General features: G+C 66.0%; 20 protein-coding genes. 10 read left to right on the top strand and 10 right to left on the bottom strand.

Going from position 1 to position 22,690, the window contains the following annotated elements; all coding sequences use genetic code 11:
- Positions 1-71: 71 nt before the first annotated feature.
- The 3 genes from SO180_RS12560 (at position 72) to SO180_RS12550 (ending at position 5,375) form a co-directional block, all read left to right on the top strand.
- The gene (locus SO180_RS12560) at positions 72-3,470 is read left to right on the top strand and encodes a tetratricopeptide repeat protein (RefSeq protein WP_449379134.1); all 3,399 of its coding nucleotides are present in this window, start codon (positions 72-74) and stop codon (positions 3,468-3,470) included.
- 217 nt (positions 3,471-3,687) lie between these two features.
- Positions 3,688-4,605 (top strand): sulfite exporter TauE/SafE family protein, encoded by a 918-nt coding sequence (locus tag SO180_RS12555; protein WP_449379133.1) that lies wholly within the window; start codon positions 3,688-3,690, stop codon positions 4,603-4,605.
- Positions 4,605-5,375 (top strand): TIGR02186 family protein, encoded by a 771-nt coding sequence (locus SO180_RS12550; RefSeq protein ID WP_449379221.1) that lies wholly within the window; start codon positions 4,605-4,607, stop codon positions 5,373-5,375. Before SO180_RS12555 ends, SO180_RS12550 begins: the two co-directional genes overlap by 1 nt.
- Positions 5,376-5,520: 145 nt before the next feature.
- Here SO180_RS12550 and SO180_RS12545 read toward each other — a convergent pair whose 3' ends face one another.
- Complete coding sequence (locus tag SO180_RS12545) at positions 5,521-6,294, bottom strand: MBL fold metallo-hydrolase (RefSeq protein WP_449379132.1); 774 nt, start codon at positions 6,292-6,294, stop codon at positions 5,521-5,523.
- Between the two features lie 12 nt (positions 6,295-6,306).
- Positions 6,307-7,233 carry a DMT family transporter gene (locus SO180_RS12540; protein ID WP_449379131.1) on the bottom strand — a complete coding sequence of 309 codons (927 nt, stop codon included), beginning with the start codon at positions 7,231-7,233 and terminating at the stop codon, positions 6,307-6,309.
- A gap of 96 nt (positions 7,234-7,329) precedes the next feature.
- Here SO180_RS12540 and SO180_RS12535 point away from each other — a divergent pair, with 96 nt between their 5' ends.
- Entirely contained in the window at positions 7,330-8,193 is an 864-nt protein-coding gene (locus tag SO180_RS12535; protein WP_449379220.1) for a LysR family transcriptional regulator, read from the top strand.
- Positions 8,194-8,204: 11 nt separating this feature from the next.
- On the opposite strand, the gene SO180_RS12530 is transcribed toward SO180_RS12535, so the two are convergent.
- From SO180_RS12530 to SO180_RS12505, 6 genes are all read right to left on the bottom strand, one after another.
- Positions 8,205-8,354: a hypothetical protein gene (locus tag SO180_RS12530; RefSeq protein WP_449379130.1), complete on the bottom strand. Its 150-nt coding sequence runs from the start codon at positions 8,352-8,354 to the stop codon at positions 8,205-8,207.
- Positions 8,355-8,386: 32 nt separating this feature from the next.
- Positions 8,387-8,611 (bottom strand): hypothetical protein, encoded by a 225-nt coding sequence (locus SO180_RS12525; RefSeq protein WP_449379129.1) that lies wholly within the window; start codon positions 8,609-8,611, stop codon positions 8,387-8,389.
- Positions 8,612-8,621: 10 nt separating this feature from the next.
- Positions 8,622-9,320 (bottom strand): ligase-associated DNA damage response endonuclease PdeM, encoded by a 699-nt coding sequence (pdeM, locus tag SO180_RS12520; RefSeq protein WP_449379128.1) that lies wholly within the window; start codon positions 9,318-9,320, stop codon positions 8,622-8,624.
- Positions 9,321-9,443: 123 nt separating this feature from the next.
- The gene (locus SO180_RS12515) at positions 9,444-12,053 is read right to left on the bottom strand and encodes a ligase-associated DNA damage response DEXH box helicase (RefSeq protein WP_449379127.1); all 2,610 of its coding nucleotides are present in this window, start codon (positions 12,051-12,053) and stop codon (positions 9,444-9,446) included.
- Between the two features lie 192 nt (positions 12,054-12,245).
- Positions 12,246-13,475 (bottom strand): ABC transporter substrate-binding protein, encoded by a 1,230-nt coding sequence (locus tag SO180_RS12510; protein ID WP_449379126.1) that lies wholly within the window; start codon positions 13,473-13,475, stop codon positions 12,246-12,248.
- A gap of 107 nt (positions 13,476-13,582) precedes the next feature.
- A complete protein-coding gene (locus SO180_RS12505; protein WP_449379125.1) occupies positions 13,583-14,509 on the bottom strand; it encodes a class I SAM-dependent DNA methyltransferase in 927 nt (308 codons plus the stop codon).
- A 132-nt stretch (positions 14,510-14,641) separates the two neighbouring features.
- Between SO180_RS12505 and SO180_RS12500 the strand changes: the two genes are divergently transcribed.
- From SO180_RS12500 to SO180_RS12480, 5 genes are all read left to right on the top strand, one after another.
- Positions 14,642-15,679, top strand: coding sequence for a ligase-associated DNA damage response exonuclease (locus SO180_RS12500; protein WP_449379219.1), 1,038 nt, complete (start codon positions 14,642-14,644; stop codon positions 15,677-15,679).
- A complete protein-coding gene (locus tag SO180_RS12495) occupies positions 15,676-17,337 on the top strand; it encodes an ATP-dependent DNA ligase (RefSeq protein ID WP_449379124.1) in 1,662 nt (553 codons plus the stop codon). The genes SO180_RS12500 and SO180_RS12495 overlap by 4 nt, the downstream gene beginning before the upstream one ends.
- Positions 17,338-17,695: 358 nt before the next feature.
- Positions 17,696-18,001, top strand: coding sequence for a DUF6460 domain-containing protein (locus tag SO180_RS12490; RefSeq protein ID WP_027521471.1), 306 nt, complete (start codon positions 17,696-17,698; stop codon positions 17,999-18,001).
- A 96-nt stretch (positions 18,002-18,097) separates the two neighbouring features.
- Positions 18,098-18,832 carry an MBL fold metallo-hydrolase gene (locus SO180_RS12485; RefSeq protein WP_449379123.1) on the top strand — a complete coding sequence of 245 codons (735 nt, stop codon included), beginning with the start codon at positions 18,098-18,100 and terminating at the stop codon, positions 18,830-18,832.
- A 1-nt stretch (position 18,833) separates the two neighbouring features.
- The gene (locus SO180_RS12480) at positions 18,834-20,159 is read left to right on the top strand and encodes an MATE family efflux transporter (RefSeq protein ID WP_449379122.1); all 1,326 of its coding nucleotides are present in this window, start codon (positions 18,834-18,836) and stop codon (positions 20,157-20,159) included.
- A 92-nt stretch (positions 20,160-20,251) separates the two neighbouring features.
- Here the strand turns inward: SO180_RS12480 and SO180_RS12475 are convergent, their stop codons facing one another.
- Positions 20,252-21,349: a quinone-dependent dihydroorotate dehydrogenase gene (locus SO180_RS12475; RefSeq protein WP_449379121.1), complete on the bottom strand. Its 1,098-nt coding sequence runs from the start codon at positions 21,347-21,349 to the stop codon at positions 20,252-20,254.
- Positions 21,346-21,690, bottom strand: coding sequence for a DUF952 domain-containing protein (locus SO180_RS12470; protein ID WP_449379120.1), 345 nt, complete (start codon positions 21,688-21,690; stop codon positions 21,346-21,348). The genes SO180_RS12475 and SO180_RS12470 overlap by 4 nt, the downstream gene beginning before the upstream one ends.
- A gap of 187 nt (positions 21,691-21,877) precedes the next feature.
- Here SO180_RS12470 and SO180_RS12465 point away from each other — a divergent pair, with 187 nt between their 5' ends.
- A complete protein-coding gene (locus tag SO180_RS12465; protein ID WP_449379119.1) occupies positions 21,878-22,528 on the top strand; it encodes a S24 family peptidase in 651 nt (216 codons plus the stop codon).
- Positions 22,529-22,690 lie beyond the last annotated feature (162 nt).

The following is a 22,690-nucleotide window of genomic DNA, read 5'->3' as shown; positions in this document are numbered from 1 at the left end:
TCTACAACTGGGACGCGCGGGAAAGCTGGAGGCATCGGGTGGGGTGCCGAAGTCGGAACCGGACAGAAGTCATGAATTCGCGCGTATCGTGGAGTGTTGACGGCATCGATCCATCCGTCAGGGAGCGCGCCGAGGCCGCTGCGCGCCGTGCCGGCATGTCACTCAACGATTGGCTGAACTCCACCCTCGGCGACACCGCCCCGCCGAACTTCCCCGGACCTTACGAGCAGCGTCCGCAGGCCCCACACCCGGCATCGAGTCAGGAAAGCCGCGACGTCGCCGACATCCACCAGCGGCTCGACGCGATCACCCAGCAGATCGAACGCATCTCAAAGCCCGCGCCGCGCCAGGACGCTTCGCGCGAACAGGGCGTCGCGCGGCAGCTGAACGACGCGATCTCGCGACTGGACGCGCGGCTGTCGCAGATCTCGCGGCCACAGGCGCAGGCGCCGCGGCCTGCACCGGTCGAGACCCGGCAGCGCCAGGCCGAGCTGGTCGAGCGCGCGGCAGCGCAGGTCTATCGCAATTCGCCGCCGCTCAGCCCCGCCTCGCTCGACGTTGCGGTGGCCGAAATCACCGCGCGACAGAACGAGCTCGACAGCTTTGCGCCCCGGCAGATGCCGCCGCGCGCGGCGCCCTCGATTGCACCCGCCGCGCCGATGGCTCCCGCCATGTTGTCTCCCTTGGCGGCTCCGATGTCTCCGCCCCTGGCGCCCGCTGCCCCCGTCTACGCGCCGCCGCCTCCGCAGCCGAGCGCCGATTTCTCCGCGCTCGAACGGCATCTGCTCAAGATCACGAGCCAGATCGAGGCGCTGCAGCGCCCCGATCACATCGAGCAGTCGATCACCGCGTTCCGCAACGAGCTTGCGGAGATTCGCCACGCCATCACCGAGGCGATGCCGCGCCGCGCGATCGAATCGATCGAGAACGAGATTCGCTCCCTGCATCGTCGCATCGACGAGACGCGCACCTCCAGCACCGACGGCCAGGCGCTCGCCGGCGTCGAGCACGCGCTGTCCGAGATCAAGCAGGTGCTGCGCACACTGACGCCGGCCGAGCAGCTCACCGGCTATGACGAGGCGATCCGCAATCTCGGCGGCAAGCTCGACCTGATCCTGCGCGCCAACGACGATCCCGGCACGGTGCAGCAGCTCGAAGGCGCGATCTCGGCGCTGCGCGGCATCGTGTCCAACGTCGCCTCCAACGAGGCGCTGGCACGGCTGTCCGAGGACGTGCAGCTGCTGTCGTCCAAGGTCGACCAGATCACGCGCCCCTCCGCCCCCAGCAGCGACGGTTTTGCGGTGCTGGAGCAGCGCATCGCCGCGCTCACCGCGGCGCTGGAGACACGCGAGCGGCCTGCGCCGTCCGAAAGCACCGAGCATCTGGAAAACGCAATCCGCGGGCTATCCGATCGCTTCGACCGCATGCAGGTCGGCGGCGACTCCGCCTCCACCTTCGCGCATCTCGAGCAGCGCGTGTCGTATCTGCTGGAGCGGATCGAGGCTGCGTCCGATCCGCGCAACGGCAATTTGAGCCGCGTCGAAGACGGCCTGCACGACATCTTGCGGCATCTGGAGCGGCAGCAGGCGACCTACGCCGCGCTGGCCGAGAGCCGCAGCTCGGCCCCGGCCTCCGATTCCGGTGTGATCGATCTCGTCAAGCGCGAGCTCTCCGACATCCGCTTCAGCCAGGCCGAGACCAACCGCCACACGCAGGACTCGCTCGAAGCCGTGCACAGCACGCTCGGCCATGTCGTCGATCGTCTCTCGATGATCGAGGGCGATCTGCGCGCAGTGCGCAGCGCGCCACCTCAGGCCGCGCCGCAGGCCTTCGCAGCACCGACGATGCCGGCCGAACCGGCGCGCAGCGAGATGCCGCAGCAGTCGCCCAAAGCCGACCTCAAGCCCGATCTGCCCAATCCGGCCGCGGCGCAGGCGGCCTTCGTCGCAGCACCGCGCGAATTCCACGCCGCAACGCCGGTCGCTCCGCCGCCGGTGCCGGCGGCACCGCCGGTTCCGCCGCGCGCGATCAGCGAAATCCTCGAGCCGCATGCCGCGCCTGCGCGCGCCGCAATCGCGCCCGAGTTGCCGCCGGATCATCCGCTGGAGCCGGGCACGCGGCCGAGCGGACGCGCCGCCACGCCGTCGGAGCGCATTGCCGCGTCCGAAAGCGCGATCAGCGACATCCCCGCCCCTCCGAAGGAGCCGGTGTCGTCGTCGAGCTTCATCGCCGCCGCACGCCGGGCCGCACAGGCCGCAGCCGCGCAGCCCGAGAAGCCCGCCCGTGGCGGCAAGGCTGGCGCGGGCGGCGCCACCAAGGACAAGAAGGAAGGCTCGACCATCACCTCGAAGATCCGCTCGCTGCTGGTCGGCGCGAGCGTGGTCGTGATCGTGCTCGGCACCTTCAAGATGGCGATGAACCTGCTCGAAGGCGGCGGCAGCGCCCCGCCGGTGCCGACGATGGAGAGTCCCGCAAGCGCGCCCGCACAGCAAGCGCCTGCGCCCGCCGAGAACAGCGCCAAACCCGCGGTACCCGAGCAGGTCACGCCGTCGATGACCTCGCCGACCCCGCTCGGCCGGCAATCCCTGAACAATGCCGCTCCCGTCAGCTCCGGCAACGCCGCATCGGTCGAGATCCCGCCCCCACCAGCGGTGACTGCGCCGTCGCCCGCCGCAGGCAATAGCGACATCACCGGCGCGATCCCGATGACGCCGTCGCGCGCGCGGTTCGGCACCGTCCAGGTGCCGCCAAGCGAGCGGCTGGCCGACGGCATCGGCGGTCCGGTGCTGCGCGCCGCCGCGATGAAAGGCGATGCGACCGCGGCCTATGAGATCGGCCTGCGCTTTGCCGAAGGTAAAGGCGTGGCTGCGAATTACGAGGAAGCCGTCAAATGGTATGACCGCGCGGCGCAGGCCGGCGTGGTGCCCGCGACCTTCCGGCTCGGCACGCTCTATGAGAAGGGCCTGGGCGTGAAGAAGGACGCCGACATCGCCCGCCGCTACTACACGCAGGCTGCCGAGCGCGGCAACGCCAAGGCCATGCACAATCTCGCAGTGCTCGACGCCGACGGCGGCGGACGCGGCCCCAATTACAAGAGCGCGTCGCTGTGGTTCCGCAAGGCCGCCGATCGCGGTGTCGCCGACAGCCAGTACAATCTCGGCATCCTCTATGCCCGTGGCATCGGCGTCGAACAGAACCTTGCCGAATCCTACAAATGGTTCAGCCTCGCCGCTGCGCAGGGCGATGCCGATGCGGTGACCAAGCGCGACGATGTTGCCAAGCGCCTCGACCCGCAGTCGCTCGCCGCCGCCAAGCTCGCGATCCAGACCTTCAGCGCCGAGCCGCAGCCCGACGATGCCGTCAACGTCGCGGCGCCTGCCGGCGGCTGGGACAGCGCCCCGGCGCAGGCCAGCACCAGGCCCGCGCCCAAGCCCGTCGCGGTCAAGCGCCAGGCCTTGCTCGCGCATTAGGACATCCGAACACAGGTGCCGTCCACCTCTCCCCAGCGGGGAGAGGTGATCCGAGTCCTTGGCTCGCACCGATTCAACCAAACTAAGCACGATCGTTCACCACGCCCAAAATTCCTTGTCCCGCCGCGCGCCAAATTCGGTTATTGAGGGACGCGGCAATCGTTCCGCCTTCCCGCGAGCATTCCGCAGTCCGATCCGTCTCGCCGGAACGCGCCCGATGCAGCTTTACCTCCCTATCGCTGATCTTCCGGTCAATGTGTTCCTGGTGCTCGCGATGGGCGCTGCGGTCGGTTTCGTCTCGGGCATGTTCGGAATCGGCGGTGGATTCTTGATGACGCCGCTTCTGATCTTCATCGGCATTGCGCCCGCGGTCGCGGTCGCCTCTGTCGCGAGCCACATCGCGGCTTCGTCCTTTTCCGGCGCGATCTCCTATTGGCGGCGACGTGCGATCGACCCGGCGCTCGCGACCGTTCTCTTATGCGGCGGCGTGACGGGCACCGCGCTGGGGGTGTGGACCTTCACCCAGCTGCGCGCGCTCGGCCAGCTCGACCTGATGATCGCGCTGTCCTACGTGGTGCTGCTCACGACAGTGGGCAGCCTGATGTTCTCGGAAGGCCTGCGCGCGATGATGCGGACGCGGCGCGGCGCCGTGCCGCTGCGGCGCACGCACAACTGGATCCACGGCCTGCCGCTAAAGATGCGCTTCAAGCGCTCGAAGATCTATCTGTCGGTGATCCCCGTCGTCGTGGTCGGCATCATCATCGGCTTCATCGGCGCCATCATGGGCATCGGCGGCGGCTTCATCCTGGTGCCGATCATGATCTATCTGTTGCGGGTGCCGACCTCGACGGTGATCGGCACGTCGATGATCCTGACGCTGGTCACCATGCTGTTCGCGACCATGCTGCATGCGGTGACCAATCATCTCGTCGATGCCGTGCTGGCGCTGATCCTGATGGTCGGCGGCGTCACCGGCGCGCAGTTCGGCGCGCGCGCCGGGCAGAAGATCCGCGGCGAGCAGTTGCGGCTGCTGCTGGGCCTGCTCATCCTCGCCGTGGGCTTGCGCTTTGCTGTCGAGCTCGTGCTCCGTCCCGAAGACCTCTTCACCATCCGCGAGATCGGGGTGACGGGATGATCGCGCGCGCAATCATCGCAACTCTCCTCATGCTGCTGCTCTGCAGTGCCGCGCGCGCCGAGCGGCTGATCGTATCGGTCTCCAACCACCGCGTCACCGTGACGCCGAACTATTCCGGCGAGGAGCTGGTGCTGTTCGGCTCGGTGGAGAGGGATGCGGCGACGCCTGCCAATCGCAACGCCTACGATCTCGTCGTCACCGTGCTGGGCCCGCGCGCCGACATGGTGACGCGGCGCAAGGAACGAAAGTTTGGCATCTGGATCAACACCGACTACCGGCAATTCTTGCAGGTGCCGAGCTATCTCGCGCTGTTCGCCAATCGCCCCTTCGACCAGATCACCTCGCCCGAGATCGCGCGGCGCCAGCAGATCGGACTCAACAACGTGCTGCTGACCCAGCGCGTCGGCACCGACTATGCCGACGTGGTGCCGGACGACGCGTTCCGCAGCGCCTTCATCCGCTTGCGCACGCAACGCGGGCTCTACCGCGAGGATCCGTCCGCGGTGACGTTCCTGACGCCGACGCTGTTCCGCACCGGCATTCCGCTGCCTGCCGAAGTGCCGATCGGGACCTATGAGGTCGAGATCAAGCTGTTCGCGAACGGCGCGCTCGTGACCAAGACCGAGACGGCGTTCGAGATCGTCAAGGTCGGCTTCGAGCAGTTCGTCGCCACCAGTGCCCGGCAGAACGGATTCATCTACGGCCTCGTCACCGCCGCCCTGGCGCTGATGTGCGGCTGGTCCGCGTCGATCGTGTTCAGGAAGGATTGAGGCGGGCTACGCTCTCTCCGCTCGTCGTCGCCCGGCTTGACCGGGCGACCCAGTATTCCAGAGGCCAGCATTGGCGACCTCGCTCTCGCAACAACGGCCGCGGAGTACTGGATGCCCCGCCTTCGCGGGGCATGACAGCTAAGGGCTAAGGCGCCTCGATCACCGTCGGCACGCCGGGCTCCAGCAGGCGCAGGCGCGGGCCGAAGCCGAGGACGTCGAAGGTCTTGCGCAAATCCTCGCCGTTCTGGCGGAAATGCGCCCAGCCTTCGGTATGGAGGGGCACGATCACCGCATCGGGAAACGCGCGCGCGGTCTCGATGGTGTCGTTGGTGTCCATGGTGAGATGGAACGGACCGCGCGTCTGCGCGGCGCCGGCAAACGGCAGCACCACGCCGCAATCGAAACGGCGCGCCACTTCCGCAACGCCATCGAACCAGGTGGTGTCGCCGCTGATATAGATCGAGCGGCTGTCCTTGTTGCTGGAGGACACGACGAAGCCGATGACGTCACCCGACAGCGGCTCGATGCCGGCCGGACCGTGGCGCGCCGGCGTCGCGGTGATGGTCAGCGTGTTGCCGTCGCGATCCCTCACTTGCGTCGTGTCCCAGGGCGCAAGGCCTTCGATGTGACCGCCGAGCCGTCTTGCGCCGGCTTCCGTCGTCAGCACGCGTTTCATCTTGAAGAGAAGCTCGCGGCCGGAATTGTCGAGATTGTCGGAATGCTGGTCATGGCTGAGCAGGACCGCATCGACCGGGCCGATCGCTTCGGCTTTTACGGCTGGCCCGATCGTCTTCTCCAGCTTCACATGCGGCAGTTGATAGGCGCCGGGACCATCGAAGGTCGGATCGGTGAGGAGCCGAAAGCCGTCGATCTCGATCAGCGCGGTCGGGCCGCCGATCAGGGTGATTGAAATGGGCATGACGGACTCCTGTTACGCGGCGGACTTGATCGCGACGGTTGGGGCGGGGCGCGTCACGAGATAAATGCCGATCGCCACCGGAAGGATCCCGAGCAGATCGCGCGCCTCGACATGCTCCCCGAGCACGAGGAACGCGAACAGCATGCCGAGCGGCGGCATCAGGAAATGATATGCACTCGCCGCGGTCGCGCCACACACTTTCAGGAGATGGAACCAGAGCAGATAAGCGAGGATCGAGCTGCCGAGCACCAGGAAGGCGAAGGCGCCGATGAGGCCGGGCGTGTACTGGATCGCGTGGACATCCGCGAACGTTAGCGCGATCGGCGTGAGCACGATCCCGGCTGCCATGTTCTGGATGCCGTTGCCGATCCACAAGCTCCCCTTCGGCGCAAACAGCTTGAACAAAATGGTGCCAGCGACGATGGAGGCGAGCGAGGCCAGCGTGAAGACGATGCCGTGCGCGCTGTCGGTGCCGTCCGCGAGGCGATGCCAGACGATGAAGGTCACCCCGACGACGCCGAGCAGCAGACCGCTCGCCTTGCGCCAGGTCATGCCCTCGCCGAGCAGCAGCGCGGCAAACGCTGCCGTGAACACCGGATTGGCCGACACGATCAATCCGCCAAGGCCGGCGGAGACCGATTGCAGGCCGGTGTAGCCGAGCCCGAGATAGAGCGCGTTGTTGGCGATGCCGAGCACGGCGAACATTGCAACGTCACGCCAGGTCATCTCCCACGCGTCGCGGCGCAGCGCCGAGATGCCGAGGATCAGAATGCCGGCGAGCGAAAAGCGCGCCGCGAGCAGGATCAGCGGCGGGCAGTCGGTGACGCCGATCTTGCCGGCGACGAAGGCAAAGCTCCAGAGCAGGCAGAACAGGCCGATGTAGAGCGGCAGCGGATTGAAACGGGTGCGGGGGACGGCGATCGAGGGGGCGAGCGACATGCGAATTCTCCTGAGCCCTCGATCTAGGGGCGCCCCTTGTCATTTGGAAATTAAATGATTAACTTCAGGCTAGTGGATTTATGAATGGAGGCGGCGATGCTCGATCTGGAGCTCTTGCGCAGCTTCGTCTCGGTGGTCGATGCCGGCGGCTTCACCCGCGCGAGCGAGCGCGTCCATCGCACGCAGTCGACGGTCAGCCAGCAGATCAAGCGGTTGGAAGAGGACGTCGGCCAGATGCTGCTGCACCGTGACGGCAAGGACGTGCGGCCGACGGAAGCCGGCGAGCGGCTGCTCTCCTACGCACGGCGGCTGTTATCGCTCGCCGAGGAGGCGCGCGACGTGCTCAGCCAGCCGGGCAGCGAAGGCGCGATCCGGCTCGGCATCCCCGAGGATTTTGCCGCCTATCGGCTGGCGAAACTGCTCGGCACGTTCTCGCGCTCGCATCCCGGCCTGCGGCTGGATGTACGGGCGGACCAGAGCAAGAACCTGGCCCGCGACCTCGAACGCGGCGAGCTCGATCTGGCGCTGTTCAAGCGCGAGGCGGGCGAGAAGGGTGCGATCGCGGTGTGGCCGGAGCGGGTGCATTGGGTGACCAGCAAGAGCCATCCGATTCAAGCCGATGTGTCATCGGTGCCGCTGATCGGCTTTCCACTCGGCTGCCTCTACCGCGCCGGCGCCATCCACGCGCTGGAAAGCGCCGGCCGGCCCTGGCACATGGCCTATACGTCATCGAGCCTCGCCGGCATCCAGGCCGCGGTCGCCGCGGGCATGGGGCTGAGCATCTTGTCGGAGATGGCGATCCAGTCCGATCATCGCGTGCTGACCGCCAAGGACGGCTTTGCACCGATCAACAGGACGGAAGTGGCGCTGATGGCGGCACCGGGCGCGAGCCCGGCGACGTTGCGGCTTGCGGATCGGCTCGCGGAGTTCTGCGATACGGTGCAGGCGAAGGCGGCTTAGCGAGCCGACGGCTACGTGTGTTCGACCAAAGCTTCTTTGGCCAGCACCCAGCCAGAGAGGCCATACGACGAACTTAGAATGAAGCCTTTGACGTCCTTTGCCGCGAGCACCTGCGCCGCAGCAGCCAAATCGGCCGCCCACGGCCCTGGGGCGCCCGCCATACGATAGGACTCCGCGATCGCGGAGCCATACTCTACCAACACCTACTCAATGAAAACACCGCCAGTGAGAAGATGATGTTTTCGAATGCATCGTCCTCGAACTGGTATCCCTCGACACCATTAAAAACGATGGTGCGGGGGCGCTGTTCGCGCTTTGCAGCGTCTCTAGGATCTGGCCTCGTGTGGAGTTTGATCTGGCGGGTTTCGCAGTTCACCTCGTACGAAACGACGAAATCATCATGAAGAGACGGCAGCATAGTCGTTTCCTCAACAACACCGCGACGCTGCAATCGCATGGACGCGATTGTCGCCGAGGAGATGCGCGGTGAAGTGCCGCGCGCCGAACACGCGCGCGAATGCTTCATCGCGGATGCTGAGGCCACCGGCATAGGCGCCGAAGGCCGGCATCACGGCCCGCATCCCGTCCGAGGCAAAGCACCGTCGCTCCATCGAGCGGCCGCGCGCGGTGACGCGCGCCTTGGGATGGAGATGGCCGGCGATCTCGCCCTGCGCGCCGGTCGGCTCGTGGCGGAAAATGATCGGGCCGATCGCGACTTCGTCGGCAACGGTGCCGCCGAGATCGCGCGGCAGCGCCGGGTCGTGATTGCCTGAAATCCAGATCCAGTCGCGGCCAGTCTGGAGCGAGGTCATGGCGTCGCGATCCCCGTTCGACAGCCGCTCATGCGCGGAGCGATCATGAAAGCTGTCGCCGAGCGCAATCACGACCTGCGGATCGTGCCGCGCGATCACGGCCGCCAGCCGACCGAGCGTCGCGACCGTGTCATAAGGCGGCAGCAGCACGCCCCGCGTGGCGAAGCTCGAGCCTTTTTCCAGATGCAGGTCGGAGACGACGAGCAGGCGCTGCACAGCCCAAAACAATGCGCCGGAGAGATCGGCGACGAGGGACACACCCGCAACGTCGATAGTGCGCGTTGAAGTAATCGAAATGGCCACCTGCTCCGTCATGGCCGGGCTCGTCCCGGCCATCCACGTCCTTGCGGACGCGAGAAAGCCGTGGATGCCCGGGTCAAGCCCGGGCATGACGATGTGGGAAGAGCGGTGCCCCAAAGATTCATTCGCGCTGACAGTCTACGACATCGCCTCTTTGACGAGCTCGTCGGCGGCCTCCGCCAAAAGCTCGTCTGCAGCTTCGCCATAAACTGACTCGCGGCCGATTTCCAGCATCACGGGAACGGCGAGCGGGGAGACGTGGTCGAGTTCCCGGTGCGTGACGCGGCCGTGGATGCGCGCGAGCATGTCCCCCAGCCGTCGCAGGTCGAGCAGGCCCGTTGCGGCATCGGCGCGCGCGGCGCGCAGCAGCACGTGATCGGCCTGGTGCTTGCGCAGGACGTCGTAGACGAGGTCGGTCGAGAACAGCACCTGCCGCCGGCTCTTGTCCTCATCCGTGAAACGGCGCTCGATCAGGCCTGAGATCAGCGCGCAATTGCGGAACATGCGCTTCATCAGCGCGGACTCGGCGAGCCAGGCCTCGAGGTCGTCGCCCAGCATATCAGGATCAAACAACGCGTTGAGATCAAGCCGGCCATTGCGGATCATGAAGGAAGCATCACCCAGCCCCCAGATCGCAACCGCATATTCATTGGCCACGAAACCGAGCGGCCGGGCGCGAGCGCGCTCCAACCGGCGCGTCAGCAGCATGCCGAGCGTCTGATGCGCGAGCCGCCCCTCGAAGGGATAGCAGATCAGGTAATGCTTGTTGCCGCGCGGAAAAGTTTCGACCAGCAGCTCGCGCACCGCCGGCATGCGGGAAACATCCTTTTGCAGCGACAGCCAGTCGCGCACCTGCTCCGGCAGGGCACCCCACGCGCGCTTGTCATCCAGCAGCCGGCGCACGCGCTCGGCCAGATAGGTCGAGAGCGGAAACTTGCCGCCCATATAGGACGGCACCTTTGGATCGGCGTCATGTGCGCGGGAGACGTAGGCCTGATCCTCGGCCAGCGCCTCGTAGCGCACCACCTCGCCGCCGAACACGAAGGTATCGCCGGGGCTGAGGCCCTCGATGAAATATTCCTCGATCTCGCCGAGCACTCGGCCGCCGCGCGCGATCGCGCCGGTCGAACCGCTACCAGTGGAGCGCGAGCGCACCAGCCGCACCTTGAGCATCGGCTCCTCGACGATAGTGCCGACGTTGAGGCGATAGCTCTGCCGCACTTTTGGATTGGCGACGCGCCAGCGGCCCTGCTTGTCCCGCTTGATGCGCGCGAAGCGCTCATAGGTCTTCAGCGCATAGCCGCCGGTAGCGACGAAATCGACGACGTCGTCGAAATCCTGCCGCGAGAGGTCTGCGTAAGGCGCGGCGGTGCGCACCTCGTCGTAGAGTTCGTCAGTGAGAAACGGCTCGCCGCAGGCGCAGCCGAGCACGTGCTGGGCGAGCACGTCGAGCGCGCCGATGCGCAAGGGCGGGGTATCCTGCGCATTCTCGGCGATCGCATCGATCGCGGCGCGGCACTCCAGCACCTCGAACCGGTTGGCCGGCACCAGCACCGCGCGCGAAGCTTCATCGAGGCGGTGATTGGCGCGGCCGATGCGCTGCATCAGGCGCGAGCAGCCTTTGGGTGCGCCGATGTTGATGACGAGGTCGACGTCGCCCCAGTCGACGCCGAGATCGAGCGACGAGGTGCAGACCACGCCGCGCAGTTTTCCCGCCGACATCGCGTCCTCGACCTTGCGACGCTGCGCGACGTCGAGCGAGCCGTGATGCAGCGCGATCGCAAGGCCGTCGTCGTTCATGCGCCAGAGATCCTGGAACAGCATCTCGGCCTGGCTGCGGGTGTTGACGAAGACGAGCGTCGTCTTGTTCGCCTTGATCAGCTCGTAGACCTCGGCCAGCGCGTGACGCGCGGTGTGGCCGGCCCAGGGCAGGCGCTCATTTGTATCCAACATCTCCACGATCGGCGCCGCGGCTCCGCCGGCCATGACGATATCGGCAGCGGCCGCCTTGCCGCCCGGCTGCGGCATGAGGAATCGCGCCAACGAGTCCGGCTCTGCCACGGTCGCCGACAGGCCGATCATGCGCATGTCGGGCGCGAGCCGCCACAGCCGTGCAAGCCCGAGCGAGAGCAGATCGCCGCGCTTGGAGGTGACGAGCGCATGCAGCTCGTCGAGCACCACGCGCCTCAGCGATGAGAACAGGAACGGCGCGTCGTCGGAGGACAGCAGCAGCGCAAGCTGCTCGGGCGTGGTGAGCAGGATGTCCGGCGGATAGCGCCGTTGGCGCTGCCGCCGCGACACCGGCGTGTCGCCGGTGCGGGTCTCGACCTTGATCAGGAGTCCCATCTCCGCAATCGGCCGCTCCAGATTGCGCGCGATGTCGACGGCGAGCGCTTTCAGCGGCGAGATGTAGAGGGTGTGGAGGCCGCCGGCGCGCTGAACGGCGCGGCCGGTGGAGATCAGCTTGTGTTTGTCGTCGGCACGCAGCGGTGTCCGTGGCCACCCCCCTCCCCGCGCTCCAAGGGGGGACGGAGAGGACAGCTCCACCAGCGTCGGCAAAAATCCAGCCAGCGTCTTGCCGGCGCCGGTCGGCGCGATCAGCAGCGCGGAGCGACCCTCACGGGCCTTTTCCAAGAGCGCCAATTGATGCGCGCGCGGCGACCAGCCGCGGGCCGCGAACCATGTCTGGAAGCGGTCGGGCAACAGCGCGGCCGGCTCGGCCAATGCGGTGAGGATACGGGACGGCACGGCGGTAGAGGTAAGCCGTGGGAGCGGGTTCGTCGAGGGTAACCGAGCGATTTGGCTGGTGCCGGCAGCTTCGTAGGGTGGGCAAAGCGAAGCGTGCCCACCTCTTCTGTTGCAATCACGGTGGGATGGTGGGCACGGCGCAAGGGCGCCTTTGCCCACCCACGGCTCCTCGTCGAGAGGTAGGCGCCTCCGCTATTCCGTCACCGGCTTGTCGGAAACCTGCCAATCCTTGCCGTTGAAGATCGAGATGAACAGCGTCTTCATCGGCGTGTAGTCATCGGGCGTGTAGCTGAAGTCCACGCCGTCGAGGAAGAACGGCGAATGGAAACCCTTGAGGTTCGCGGCCTGCTTGAGCACGTTTTCGCGCGTCAGCTCGTCGCCGCAGCGGCGCAGGATCTCGCCCATGCTTACCGCCTGGCCGTAACCGGCATAGGCGATGGTGTTATCGGGATCGACGTTCGGCAGATAATTCTTGCGCAGCGTATCGAATGCAATGACGTCCTTGTCGTTCTCCCAGGGGCCGGGGCCGGCGTCCTTGGAATAGCGGATCGCGACGATGCCGTTGGCGTTCTCGAAGCCGGCAGCACTCAGGATCGACTTGCCGGTCGAGCCCGCCGAAAGCAATTGCAGCGGCTTCCAGCCGAGCTCGGCGGCTTTGCGGATCGACTGCGACGACGCCTTGCCGGTCGAGATGTTGTAGAAGACGTCGGCACCCGACTTCGAGAGGTTAATGAGCTGGGAATCGATGGTCGGATCGGTCAGGTCGTAGGTCTGCTCCAGGAGCACCTGCGCGGTGCCGCCGGCATCCGCCAGCACCTTCTTGAAGGGCCCGAGGAAGTCCCGACCGAAATCATCGTTCTGGTAGAGGATGCCGATCCTGGCATTCGGCTTCACGCTGATGACGTGCTTGGCGAGAATGCGCGCTTCGGTCGGATAGAGCGGCAGGCCCGCCATCGTCCATTTGAATTCCTTCGGGTTGTTCCATTTCGACGCGCCGGTGTTGAGCAGGAGCTGCGGCACGCCCTTGGAATTGAGATATTTGTGCACGGCGGTCTGCGGCGCGGTGCCGAGCGAGCCGTAGAGCGCGAGCACCTCCTCCTGCTCGACGAGCCTGCGCGTCGCCTCGACGCATTTCGGCGCGCTGTAGGCATCGTCCATGGTGAGGAATTTTACCTTGCGCCCGTTGATGCCGCCCTTCTCGTTCAGCATCTGGAAATAGGCTTCGCCGACGCGACCCAGCACGCCATAGAGCGAGCCGGGGCCGGAATGCGGCACGGTCTGACCAATCTTGATCTCGGTGTCGCTGGCGCCCGCATCATATTTCTTCTCGGCGGCCCAGACATAGGGCGCGGGCAAAGTCGAGGCTGCGATGGTGGCAAATGCGCCGGCGCCGAAATCACGCCGCGATGGATTTTTTGTCATTGGCGTTGTCTCCCTGATGCCGCGCATTGTGCTGACATCAGGATGCGCATCGCAAGTAGGAAAGCGGCGCTTTGCCGCTCAATTTGCCGCAGCGCCAGCGCCTAGACTCAAGTTTTCTCTGCGACGACGACGAGGCCGCGGACCGGCTCGTTGTTCTCGTTACGCGGCGAGGCCGGCTCCAGCGTCAGCAGCCTGAAGCCTGCCTTCGCGAGAGCGCCGCGCACATATTCCGCGGCATGGGCATAGCGCAGGCCCTCGCCCAGGACGACGCCGCTGCCGTCATGAGTCTCGAGCGTGAAGCCGAGCGTGCCGCCGGCCGCGAGGACGCGTCGCGCTTCGATCAGCACCGGTGCGAGATCGGACAGATATACAAACGCATCCGCAGCCACGACCAGATTCGCGCTCGCGTCCGGTTTGCTGCGCAGGCCGTCGATCATGTCGGCGACTTCCAACTCGGCGTAGAGACCGGTGGCGCGCGCCTCCTTGATCATGCCCGGGGACAGATCGATGCCGATGAAATGGTCAACCTGCTTGGCGAAGGCACTGGCCGCAAGGCCCGTGCCGCAGCCGAGATCGATCGCGCGCTTGAAGAAGGCCGGCTTCTTCGCTGCGACGCGCGCGGCCAGCACCGCCTTGAAGATCAGCGCTGGGGCGCGATAGCCGAGATCGTTGATCAACGCATGCTCGAAGCGCGGCGCGTACTGGTCGAACAGCGCCTGCACATAGGCTTTCGGCATTTCCGCCATCTGTGCGTCGCCGAGCCGCATCAGATGCAGGCCGGCGCCATGCTGGTCCTCGGGATCGGATCGCAGCGCTTCTCGGAATGCCGCGATCGCCTTGTCACGCTCGCCGAGCTGCTGACGGATTTCGCCGAGCGTGAACCAGGCCGATGTAAAATTCGGCGCGAGCTCGATCGCCTGCTCGAACAGGTCGGCCGCGGCCGGTAAATCGCCCTTGAGCTGGAGGTCGCGCGCGAACTCGAAACGGCGGTCGGCCATCAGATCGCCGGAGGACAGGAAGAGGCGGAGGGGCATGGAACTCGGCTCGTCATTGCCGGGTCTGATCCGGCAATCCATCAAAAAAGGAAGTGTTTAAGAAGATGGCTGCGCGGGTCAAGCCCGCGCATGACGGGTGAATTTCCGGGCTCGCGCTACCATATGACGCCCATGCGCCCGCAAGACATCCTGTTGCCAACTGCTGCCGGCCTGTGCTGCAAGCCGGGCGGTTTCCATATCGATCCTGTCCGCCCCGTCGAGCGCGCCGTGATCACCCACGGTCATTCCGACCATGCGCGTGCCGGCCACGGCGCCGTGCTGGCGACGCAGGAGACGCTGGACATGATGCGCCTGCGCTACGGCGAGAATTTTGCCGGCACGACGCAGGCGATCCGCTATGGCGAGGAAATCCGGCTCGGCGACGTCAAGGTGAAGTTTCACCCCGCGGGCCATGTGCTGGGCTCGGCGCAGATCGCGGTGACCTGCAAGGACACCTGCATCGTCGCCTCCGGCGACTACAAGGACGCGCCGGATCCGACCTGCGCGCCGTTCGAGCTCGTGCCCTGCGATATCTTCATCACCGAGGCAACGTTCGGGCTGCCAGTGTTTCGCCATGGCGACGCGGCGGACGAGGTTGCGAGGCTGCTCGCCTCGGTCGCGCTGTTTCCGGAGCGCGCGCATCTCGTCGGCGCCTATTCACTCGGCAAGGCGCAGCGCGTCATCGCGTTGCTGCGCGGGGCCGGATACGACGCGCCAATCTACCTGCATGGCGCGATGGAGACGATCACGCAGTATTATCAGAGCCGCGGCATCGAGCTCGGCGAGCTGCGGCCGGCGAAGGGCATGAAGAAGGCGGCTCTCGCCGGCACCATCACGCTGGCGCCGCCGTCGGCCACCTCGGATCTCTGGACCCGGCGCTTTCCCGATCCGGTCACCGCCTTCGCCTCGGGCTGGATGCGGGTCCGTGCACGGGCGCGGCAGCGCGGCGTCGAACTGCCGCTAGTGATTTCCGACCACGCCGATTGGGACGGCCTCACCGCGACGATCGCGGCCACCGGCGCCGGCGAGATCTGGGTCACCCACGGCCAGGAAGACGCGCTGGTGCATTGGTGCAAGAGCAAAGGATTGCGGGCGCGGCCGCTCGATCTCGTCGGCTATGGCGATGAGGAGGAGACCGAGACGCCGATTGCAAGCGAGGCCGAGGCATGAACCGCTTCGCCGAATTGCTGGACCGCCTCGCCTACGAGCCCGGCCGCAACAACAAGCTGCGGCTGATCACCGGCTATTTTCGCGAGGTCGGCGACCCCGACCGCGGCTATGCGCTGGCCGCGCTGACCGGCGCGCTGAGCTTCAAGCACGCCAAGCCGGGATTGATCCGCGACCTGATTGCGGCGCGCACGGACGAGGTGCTGTTCGGGCTGTCGTATGATTACGTCGGCGATCTCTCGGAGACGGTCGCGCTGATGTGGCCCAAGAGCGAACTGGCTGGTCACAACAACCCGCCGCCACCAACCCTCACCGACGTGGTCACCACGCTGCGCACGCTCGGCAAGACCGAGCTGCCGGGCCAGCTTGCGCGCTGGCTCGACGAGCTCGACGAGACCGGCCGTTGGGCGCTGTTAAAACTCGTCACCGGCGCGCTTCGCATCGGCATCTCCGCGCGTCTGGCAAAAACCGCGGCTGCCGCACTCGGTGACAAGGACCCGCATGAGATCGAGCTGATCTGGCCCGGCCTCGCCCCGCCCTATCTCGATCTGTTCGCCTGGCTCGAGGGCCGCGCCGAAAAACCCGTCAACCGCGATCCCGCGCCATTCCGCCCGGTGATGCTGGCGCATGCGATCGAGGACTCAGATTTCCAAAGCCTCGATCCTGCCGACTACATCGCCGAATGGAAATGGGATGGCATCCGAGTGCAGGCGGTCGCAGGCCGCGACGATCGTGGGCACATCACGGCGCGGCTCTATTCGCGCACCGGCGAGGACATCACGGGGAGCTTTCCGGACCTCGTGCCGTCACTGCATCTGCCCGGCGCGATCGACGGCGAGCTGCTGGTCGTGCGCGACGGCCGCGTGCAGAGCTTCAACGTCCTCCAGCAGCGGCTCAACCGCAAGGTCGTGTCGCCGAAGCTAATCAAGGAATTTCCAATTCACCTGCGCGCCTACGATCTGCTCGGCGACGACGAGAACGATTTGCGCGAGCTGCCCTTTGCCGAGCGGCGCATGCATCTCGAAACGTTCATCAGGAAGCTCGGCGATACCAGGATCGACCTGTCGCCAACGGTCGCGTTCGAGAGCTGGGACGCGCTCACCGCCGCACGCGCCGATCCCGCAAGCGCCGGTGCCGGCGAGGACGCCGAGGCCGTCGAAGGCGTGATGCTGAAGCGGCGCGATGCGCCTTATCTGCCGGGACGGCCGAAGGGACAGTGGTGGAAGTGGAAGCGCGATCCCCACATCATCGACGCCGTCTTGATGTATGCGCAGCGCGGCCACGGCAAGCGCTCGTCCTATTATTCCGACTACACCTTTGGCGTCTGGACCCAAGGCGAAGCCGGCGACGAGCTGGTGCCGGTCGGCAAGGCCTATTTCGGCTTCACCGACGAGGAGCTGCTCCAGATCGACCGCTTCGTCCGCCGCAACACCACGGAAAAGTTCGGTCCCGTGCGCCATGTCGTGCACGAGCCCGACAAGGGGCTGGTGCTGGAGGTCGCCTTCGAAGGATTGCAGCGCTCGCCGCGGCACAAGTCCGGCGTCGCCATGCGCTTTCCCCGCATCAGCCGCCTGCGCTGGGACAAGCCGCCGCGCGAGGCCGATCGGCTGGACGCGCTGGAAAAGCTGCTGAAGGCCGAGGTGGCCGAAGCCGAGGCATAGCCGGGGAAAGTGGTCCCGCCGCCGGCCAGCGCAAAGCCGGCGAGCATATATGCACAGAACCCGCAATCGGCCCCGGCGGCGGTCCCAGAACTTGCACGATGCCGGCATCGACATCGCGCCGCGCTCTTATGGGGCGGACGCAGTGGGATGAGAATTGATGGGCGTTCACACCCCCATGAAGATGCGCATTTACCTTACCGCTGTTGCTTTCCCGCGACGCGCCGGGTGGCATCCAAGGTCGGCGCGCCCGCAGTTTGCCTGATATTAAAATCCGGTAAGCCGATTGACGGGGGAACGCGGGTTCCCCATCTGCCTCGCCGTGCCCTATAATGGGGTTCGAATCCGCAGGAGTTTTTAGATGGCCAACGACGTCAGAGATTTGCCGGCCGGCCACAGCGATGGCCTGAACCGCTTTCTCGGCGGCTCGCCGCTGGCGGTCGCATTCCGCCTGATCCTGCTCTCGATCCTGGTCGGCGTCGTGCTGGCCGCGATCGGCTTCGACCCCTGGAACATCATCCATAGCATTCGCCTCTTGTTCCAGCGGCTGTGGGACCTCGGCTTCGACGCGGTCAACTGGCTGTGGCGCTACTTCCTGCTTGGCGCCGTCATCGTGATCCCGGTGTGGTTCCTGTCGCGTCTGTTCGGCGCGCCGCGCGGCCGATAAGGCATTCTTGAGCATGATCTTGTCGGAATACCGCTTCACACTTTGCGCTGACGCGGCCCTTTGGGTCCGGATCATGCTTTAGGGAGTGCGCAGCCGATGCAATTGCGCTTCGTCGGCTGCGGTGACGCGTTTGGCTCGGGCGGCAGGTGCAACACCTGCTTCCACGTCACCGGACGCGAGGTCAATTTCCTGATCGATTGCGGTGCCTCCTCCCTGCCGGCCTTGAAGCGGCTCGAGATCGATCGTGATGCGATCGACCTGATCCTGATCACGCACTTCCACGGCGATCATTTTGCCGGCCTGCCGTTCTTTCTGCTCGACGCGCAGTTCTCGAAAAGGACGCGGCCACTGGTGATTGCCGGCCCGCAGGGGATCGAGATGCGGCTCGCGCAGGTGATGGAAGCGCTGTTCGAGCACTCATCGAAGACGAAGCCTCGCTTCGAGCTGTCCGTCGTTGCGCTCTCACCCGGCGAGAGCCGCAGCTTCGGTGGCGTAACGGTGACGCCCTATCCCGTCGTGCATGGCGAGTCCGGCGGACCATTTCTCGGCTATCGCATCGCGACTGAAGACCGTGTTCTCGCCTACAGCAGCGACACCGAATGGACGGAGACGCTCATTCCGCTGGCGCATGGCGCGGACCTTTTCATCACCGAGGCCTACATGTACGAGAAGGTGGTCAAGAACCATCTCAGCCTGAAAACCTTGGAACAGCATCTGCCCGAGATCGGCGCCAAACGGCTTGTCCTCACCCATATGAGCGACGACGTGCTGTCGCGCCTTGACGACGTGCCGCATCTCGCGGCGGAGGACGGCATGGTGCTCGTGTTCTGACATGCACGCACCGGTCCACCCCAAGGTTACCACACGGCAAGTGTTCGCCATCGCAGGTCCCGCGATGGTCGCTAACCTCACCACGCCGCTGATCGGCGTGGTCTCGACCACGGCGATTGGACGGCTCGATGATGCCGCCCTACTCGGCGGCGTCGCCATGGCCTCGGTGATCTTCGACTGCCTGTTCTGGCTGTTCGGCTTCTTGCGCATGAGCACACTCGCCTTCACCGCGCAGGCGCTCGGCGCCGGCGAGACTCGCGAGCTGACCGCGATCCTGGTGCGCGGCTTCATCGTCGCGGGCCTGATCGGAGTTGCCCTGATCGCGCTGCAGCTGCCGCTGACCTCCGTGCTGTTCGACCTCATGGGCGGCAGCGAAGGCGTGACGCGCGCCGCCAAGACCTATTTCATGATCCGGATCTGGTCGTCGCCGTTTGCTTTCGCCAACTATGTCATTCTCGGCTGGCTGGTAGGGCAGGCCCGCGCCAATCCGGCACTCGCGCTCCAGGTCGTCATCAACCTCATCAACATGGTGGCGACGATCCTGCTGGTGCTGGTCTATGACACCGGCATTGCCGGCGCGGCGATCGCCGCGCTGCTGTCAGAGACGATTGGCTTTATCCTGGGCGTGGTCGTCTGCCGACGCTGTGCGGACGGCGGCTTTGCCGTTCCCCGCGCTCGCCTGTTCGACCGGACCAAGCTGATGCGGATGCTGGCGGTAAACTCCGACATCATGATCCGCACCGCGGCGCTGATCGCCGTCTTCCTGTTCTTCACAGCCAAGGGCGCGCGGGCCGGCGACGTCACGTTGGCCGCGAACTCCGTGCTCAACAATTTCCTGCTGGTCAGCGCCTTCTTCCTCGACGGCCTCGCCAACGCCGCACAGCAGCTCTGCGGCCGCACCTTTGGCGCCCGCGACGCCAAGGGCTTTGCCGATTCGACCCGGCTGGTGCTGCTGTGGGGACTCGGCTTCGCGCTGGTGGTCGCGGTGCTGTTCGCGCGGCTTGGCCCGGTGCTGATCGATTTCATGACGGCGAGCGAGGACGTCCGCCGCGCCGCGCGCGACTTCCTGCCGTTCATCGTGCTTGCACCCATACCCGGCGTGTTCGCCTTCGGCTTCGACGGCATTTATGTCGGCGCGACCTGGGCACGCGAGATGCGCAATCTGATGCTGGCCTCGCTCGGAATTTTTCTGGGCACGTGGTGGGCGCTGCAGGCGTTCGGAAATGCCGGCCTGTGGACCGCGCTGCTCGGCTTCTACGTCGCGCGCGGCGGGCTGCAGGGCCTGCGTTATCCGGCGCTGTTCAAGGCGACGTTTTCAAAGCCGTAACCCCGGATGGAGCGCAGCGAAATCCGGATATTGCTACCACGCGGACAGATCCCGGATTGCGCTGCGCTCGATCCGGGCTTCGGGGCCTCCAGCTACATCCCCGGCCAATCCTCGGCCGTGAGCGTGGCGGCGTCGGCGCCGACGATCTCGGACAGCGAATCGCGCCCCGTGCGCAGCAGTGTGGAGGTCAGATCGCGCTTGATCTCGTCGACGAGGCCGAGGCCCTTGTAGACCAGTGACGAATAGAGCTGGATCAGGCTCGCGCCGGCGCGGATTTTTGTCAGCGCCGCGCCGCCGGAATCCACGCCCCCGACGCCAATCAGCGGGAACGCGCCTTCGACGCGCACATAGGTCTCCGCGACCATGCGCGTCGACAAGCGAAACAGCGGCCGGCCGGAGAGACCGCCCTGCTCCTTGGCGCGCATCTGCTCGCGCAGCGTGCTCGGCCGCGCGATCGTCGTGTTCGACACGATCATGCCGTCGACCTTGCGCGCGCGGGCGACCTGCACGACGTCGTCGAGCTGGGCGAGGCTCAGATCCGGCGCGATCTTGAGCAGCACCGGCGTGTCACCGGCCTTCTCGCGCACCCGCTCGCGCGCGTCGATCACATGCGCGAGGAGATCGTCGAGCAGCGCGCCCTCCTGGAGATTGCGCAGGCCCGGCGTGTTGGGCGAGGAGACGTTGACGGTGAAATAGCTCGCGACCGGCGCGAAGGTCTCGATCAGCTTGACGTAATCGGCGACGCGATCGGGCGAGTCCTTGTTGGCGCCGACATTGACGCCGACGATGCCGCCGTTCTCCGCGCGCGCGGCGAGCCGCCGCAGCACGATAGCCGCGCCATCATTGTTGAAGCCCATGCGGTTGATGACGGCTTCATCGCGCTCCAGGCGAAGCAGCCGCGGCCGCGGATTGCCGCTCTGCGGGCGCGGCGTCACCGAGCCGATCTCGACGAAGCCGAAGCCGAGCCGCAGTAGCGCATCCGGCACTTCCGCGCTCTTGTCGAAGCCCGCCGCCATGCCGATCGGATTGGGAAAATTCAGGCCGAAGGCCCGCACCGCCAGTTTCGGATCATCGGCGCGCGGCTTGGTCGGCGGCAGAAAACGCAGGCCCTGGATCGCCAGGCGATGCGCATCCTCCGGATCGAGCCAGCGCAGGACCGGCAGCGAGAAAGCATCGAACGCGCGGATCACGGGGCAAGCTCCGGAATGTCGTGATTGCCGTCGGAGCGGATCTCGAGATTGATGATCGAGATCACCGCGCCGAGATCGAGCTCGCCATACAGATGCGGAAACAGCTCGTCGTTGCGCGAGCGCTCCCAGCGCAGGGCGTCACCGAGCGCATCGCCGTCGACCTCGACGAGGAACAGCGCACGTTGCCCGAAGAAATGCTTTCGCGCGGTCTCGGGAACCTGGGCGGCGGTCGAGAAATGGATGAAGCCATCGCGCGCGTCATCCGCGCTGCCTTGGTACACACCCCGCCGCTCGGCCTCCCGCCAGGCCGAAGCGGCACAAATTTTATAGATCTTGACCACCTGTTGCGGTGTCCTGCTCGTGCTTGCTCGTTGAGTCTCTTGGGGTTTTCGCTCCCAAGGGTCCAAAACCCGGGCGCGACCGTAAAGGCCACAACTTTCGAACTCAAGACTTGCCTGCCGCCTCTTGCACCGAAAACGGAAAACCGGTTGATTTGAGGCTAGTTTTCCTAGGCGGGCCGGATCGAGGATGATCAGACAGGCCAAAGCGCAGAGGATGCTGACTCACGAGCAGATCTGGGGTGCCCTGGATCGGCTTGCGGCGCGCGCCGGGCTGTCGCCATCGGGGCTTGCCAAGCGGGCGGGGCTCGATCCTACCACCTTCAACAAGTCCAAGCGCGTGACCTCCGACGGCCGGGAACGCTGGCCCTCGACCGAATCGATCGCAAAAGCGCTCGCGGCGGCCGGGTCCTCGATCGAGACCTTCGTGCAGCTGATCGGCGACGGCGCACGCGACGGCCGCTCGGTTCCACTGCTCGGCTTCGCGCAGGCCGCGACAAGCGATCATTTCGACGAGCAAGGCCTTCCCTCCGGCAAGGGCTGGAGCGAAGTCGCGCTGCCCTTGGCGGAGGACGATCACAGCTTTGCGCTGGAGATTGCCGGCGATGCGCTCGCGCCCTATCGCGACGGCGACGTCATCCTGGTGTCGCCGGGCACGCCAATCCGCAAGGGCGACCGCGTGGTCGTGAAGACCCGGGCCGGCGAGATGCTGGTGAAGGCGCTGAAGCGCCGGACGGCGAAGTTGCTCGAATTGCAGTCACTCGATGCCGGGCAGGACGAGCGCACGGTCGCGGTGGCCGATGTCGCGTGGATCGCAAGGATCGTATGGGCGAGCCAGTGAGGGGGCGGGAGCGCTCCGCTGTCATTCCCCGCGGAAACCGAAAGCGGGGAATCCAGTACGCCGCAGCTTCTCCGTATCCCCCAACGTCTCTGGAATACTTGTATGGGCTTGGTCAAGGATGAGTGGTTGTTAGATCATTTCAGATCATCTCCTTGTTCGAAG

It is taken from the genome of Bradyrhizobium sp. UFLA05-112 (genome assembly GCF_053572325.1).
This window is presented reverse-complemented; position numbering and strand designations above follow the sequence as displayed.

Excerpts from the sequence above, each read along its gene's own strand:
- SO180_RS12560 (WP_449379134.1), top strand. The coding sequence starts at position 72 with ATGAATTCGCGCGTATCGTGGAGTGTTGACGGCATCGATCCATCCGTC.
- SO180_RS12555 (WP_449379133.1), top strand. The coding sequence starts at position 3,688 with ATGCAGCTTTACCTCCCTATCGCTGATCTTCCGGTCAATGTGTTCCTG.
- SO180_RS12545 (WP_449379132.1), bottom strand. The coding sequence starts at position 6,294 with ATGCCCATTTCAATCACCCTGATCGGCGGCCCGACCGCGCTGATCGAG.
- SO180_RS12540 (WP_449379131.1), bottom strand. The coding sequence starts at position 7,233 with ATGTCGCTCGCCCCCTCGATCGCCGTCCCCCGCACCCGTTTCAATCCG.
- SO180_RS12535 (WP_449379220.1), top strand. The coding sequence starts at position 7,330 with ATGCTCGATCTGGAGCTCTTGCGCAGCTTCGTCTCGGTGGTCGATGCC.
- SO180_RS12530 (WP_449379130.1), bottom strand. The coding sequence starts at position 8,354 with ATGGCGGGCGCCCCAGGGCCGTGGGCGGCCGATTTGGCTGCTGCGGCG.
- SO180_RS12525 (WP_449379129.1), bottom strand. The coding sequence starts at position 8,611 with ATGCTGCCGTCTCTTCATGATGATTTCGTCGTTTCGTACGAGGTGAAC.
- pdeM (WP_449379128.1), bottom strand. The coding sequence starts at position 9,320 with ATGACGGAGCAGGTGGCCATTTCGATTACTTCAACGCGCACTATCGAC.
- SO180_RS12510 (WP_449379126.1), bottom strand. The coding sequence starts at position 13,475 with ATGACAAAAAATCCATCGCGGCGTGATTTCGGCGCCGGCGCATTTGCC.
- SO180_RS12505 (WP_449379125.1), bottom strand. The coding sequence starts at position 14,509 with ATGCCCCTCCGCCTCTTCCTGTCCTCCGGCGATCTGATGGCCGACCGC.
- SO180_RS12500 (WP_449379219.1), top strand. The coding sequence starts at position 14,642 with ATGCGCCCGCAAGACATCCTGTTGCCAACTGCTGCCGGCCTGTGCTGC.
- SO180_RS12495 (WP_449379124.1), top strand. The coding sequence starts at position 15,676 with ATGAACCGCTTCGCCGAATTGCTGGACCGCCTCGCCTACGAGCCCGGC.
- SO180_RS12490 (WP_027521471.1), top strand. The coding sequence starts at position 17,696 with ATGGCCAACGACGTCAGAGATTTGCCGGCCGGCCACAGCGATGGCCTG.
- SO180_RS12485 (WP_449379123.1), top strand. The coding sequence starts at position 18,098 with ATGCAATTGCGCTTCGTCGGCTGCGGTGACGCGTTTGGCTCGGGCGGC.
- SO180_RS12480 (WP_449379122.1), top strand. The coding sequence starts at position 18,834 with ATGCACGCACCGGTCCACCCCAAGGTTACCACACGGCAAGTGTTCGCC.
- SO180_RS12465 (WP_449379119.1), top strand. The coding sequence starts at position 21,878 with ATGATCAGACAGGCCAAAGCGCAGAGGATGCTGACTCACGAGCAGATC.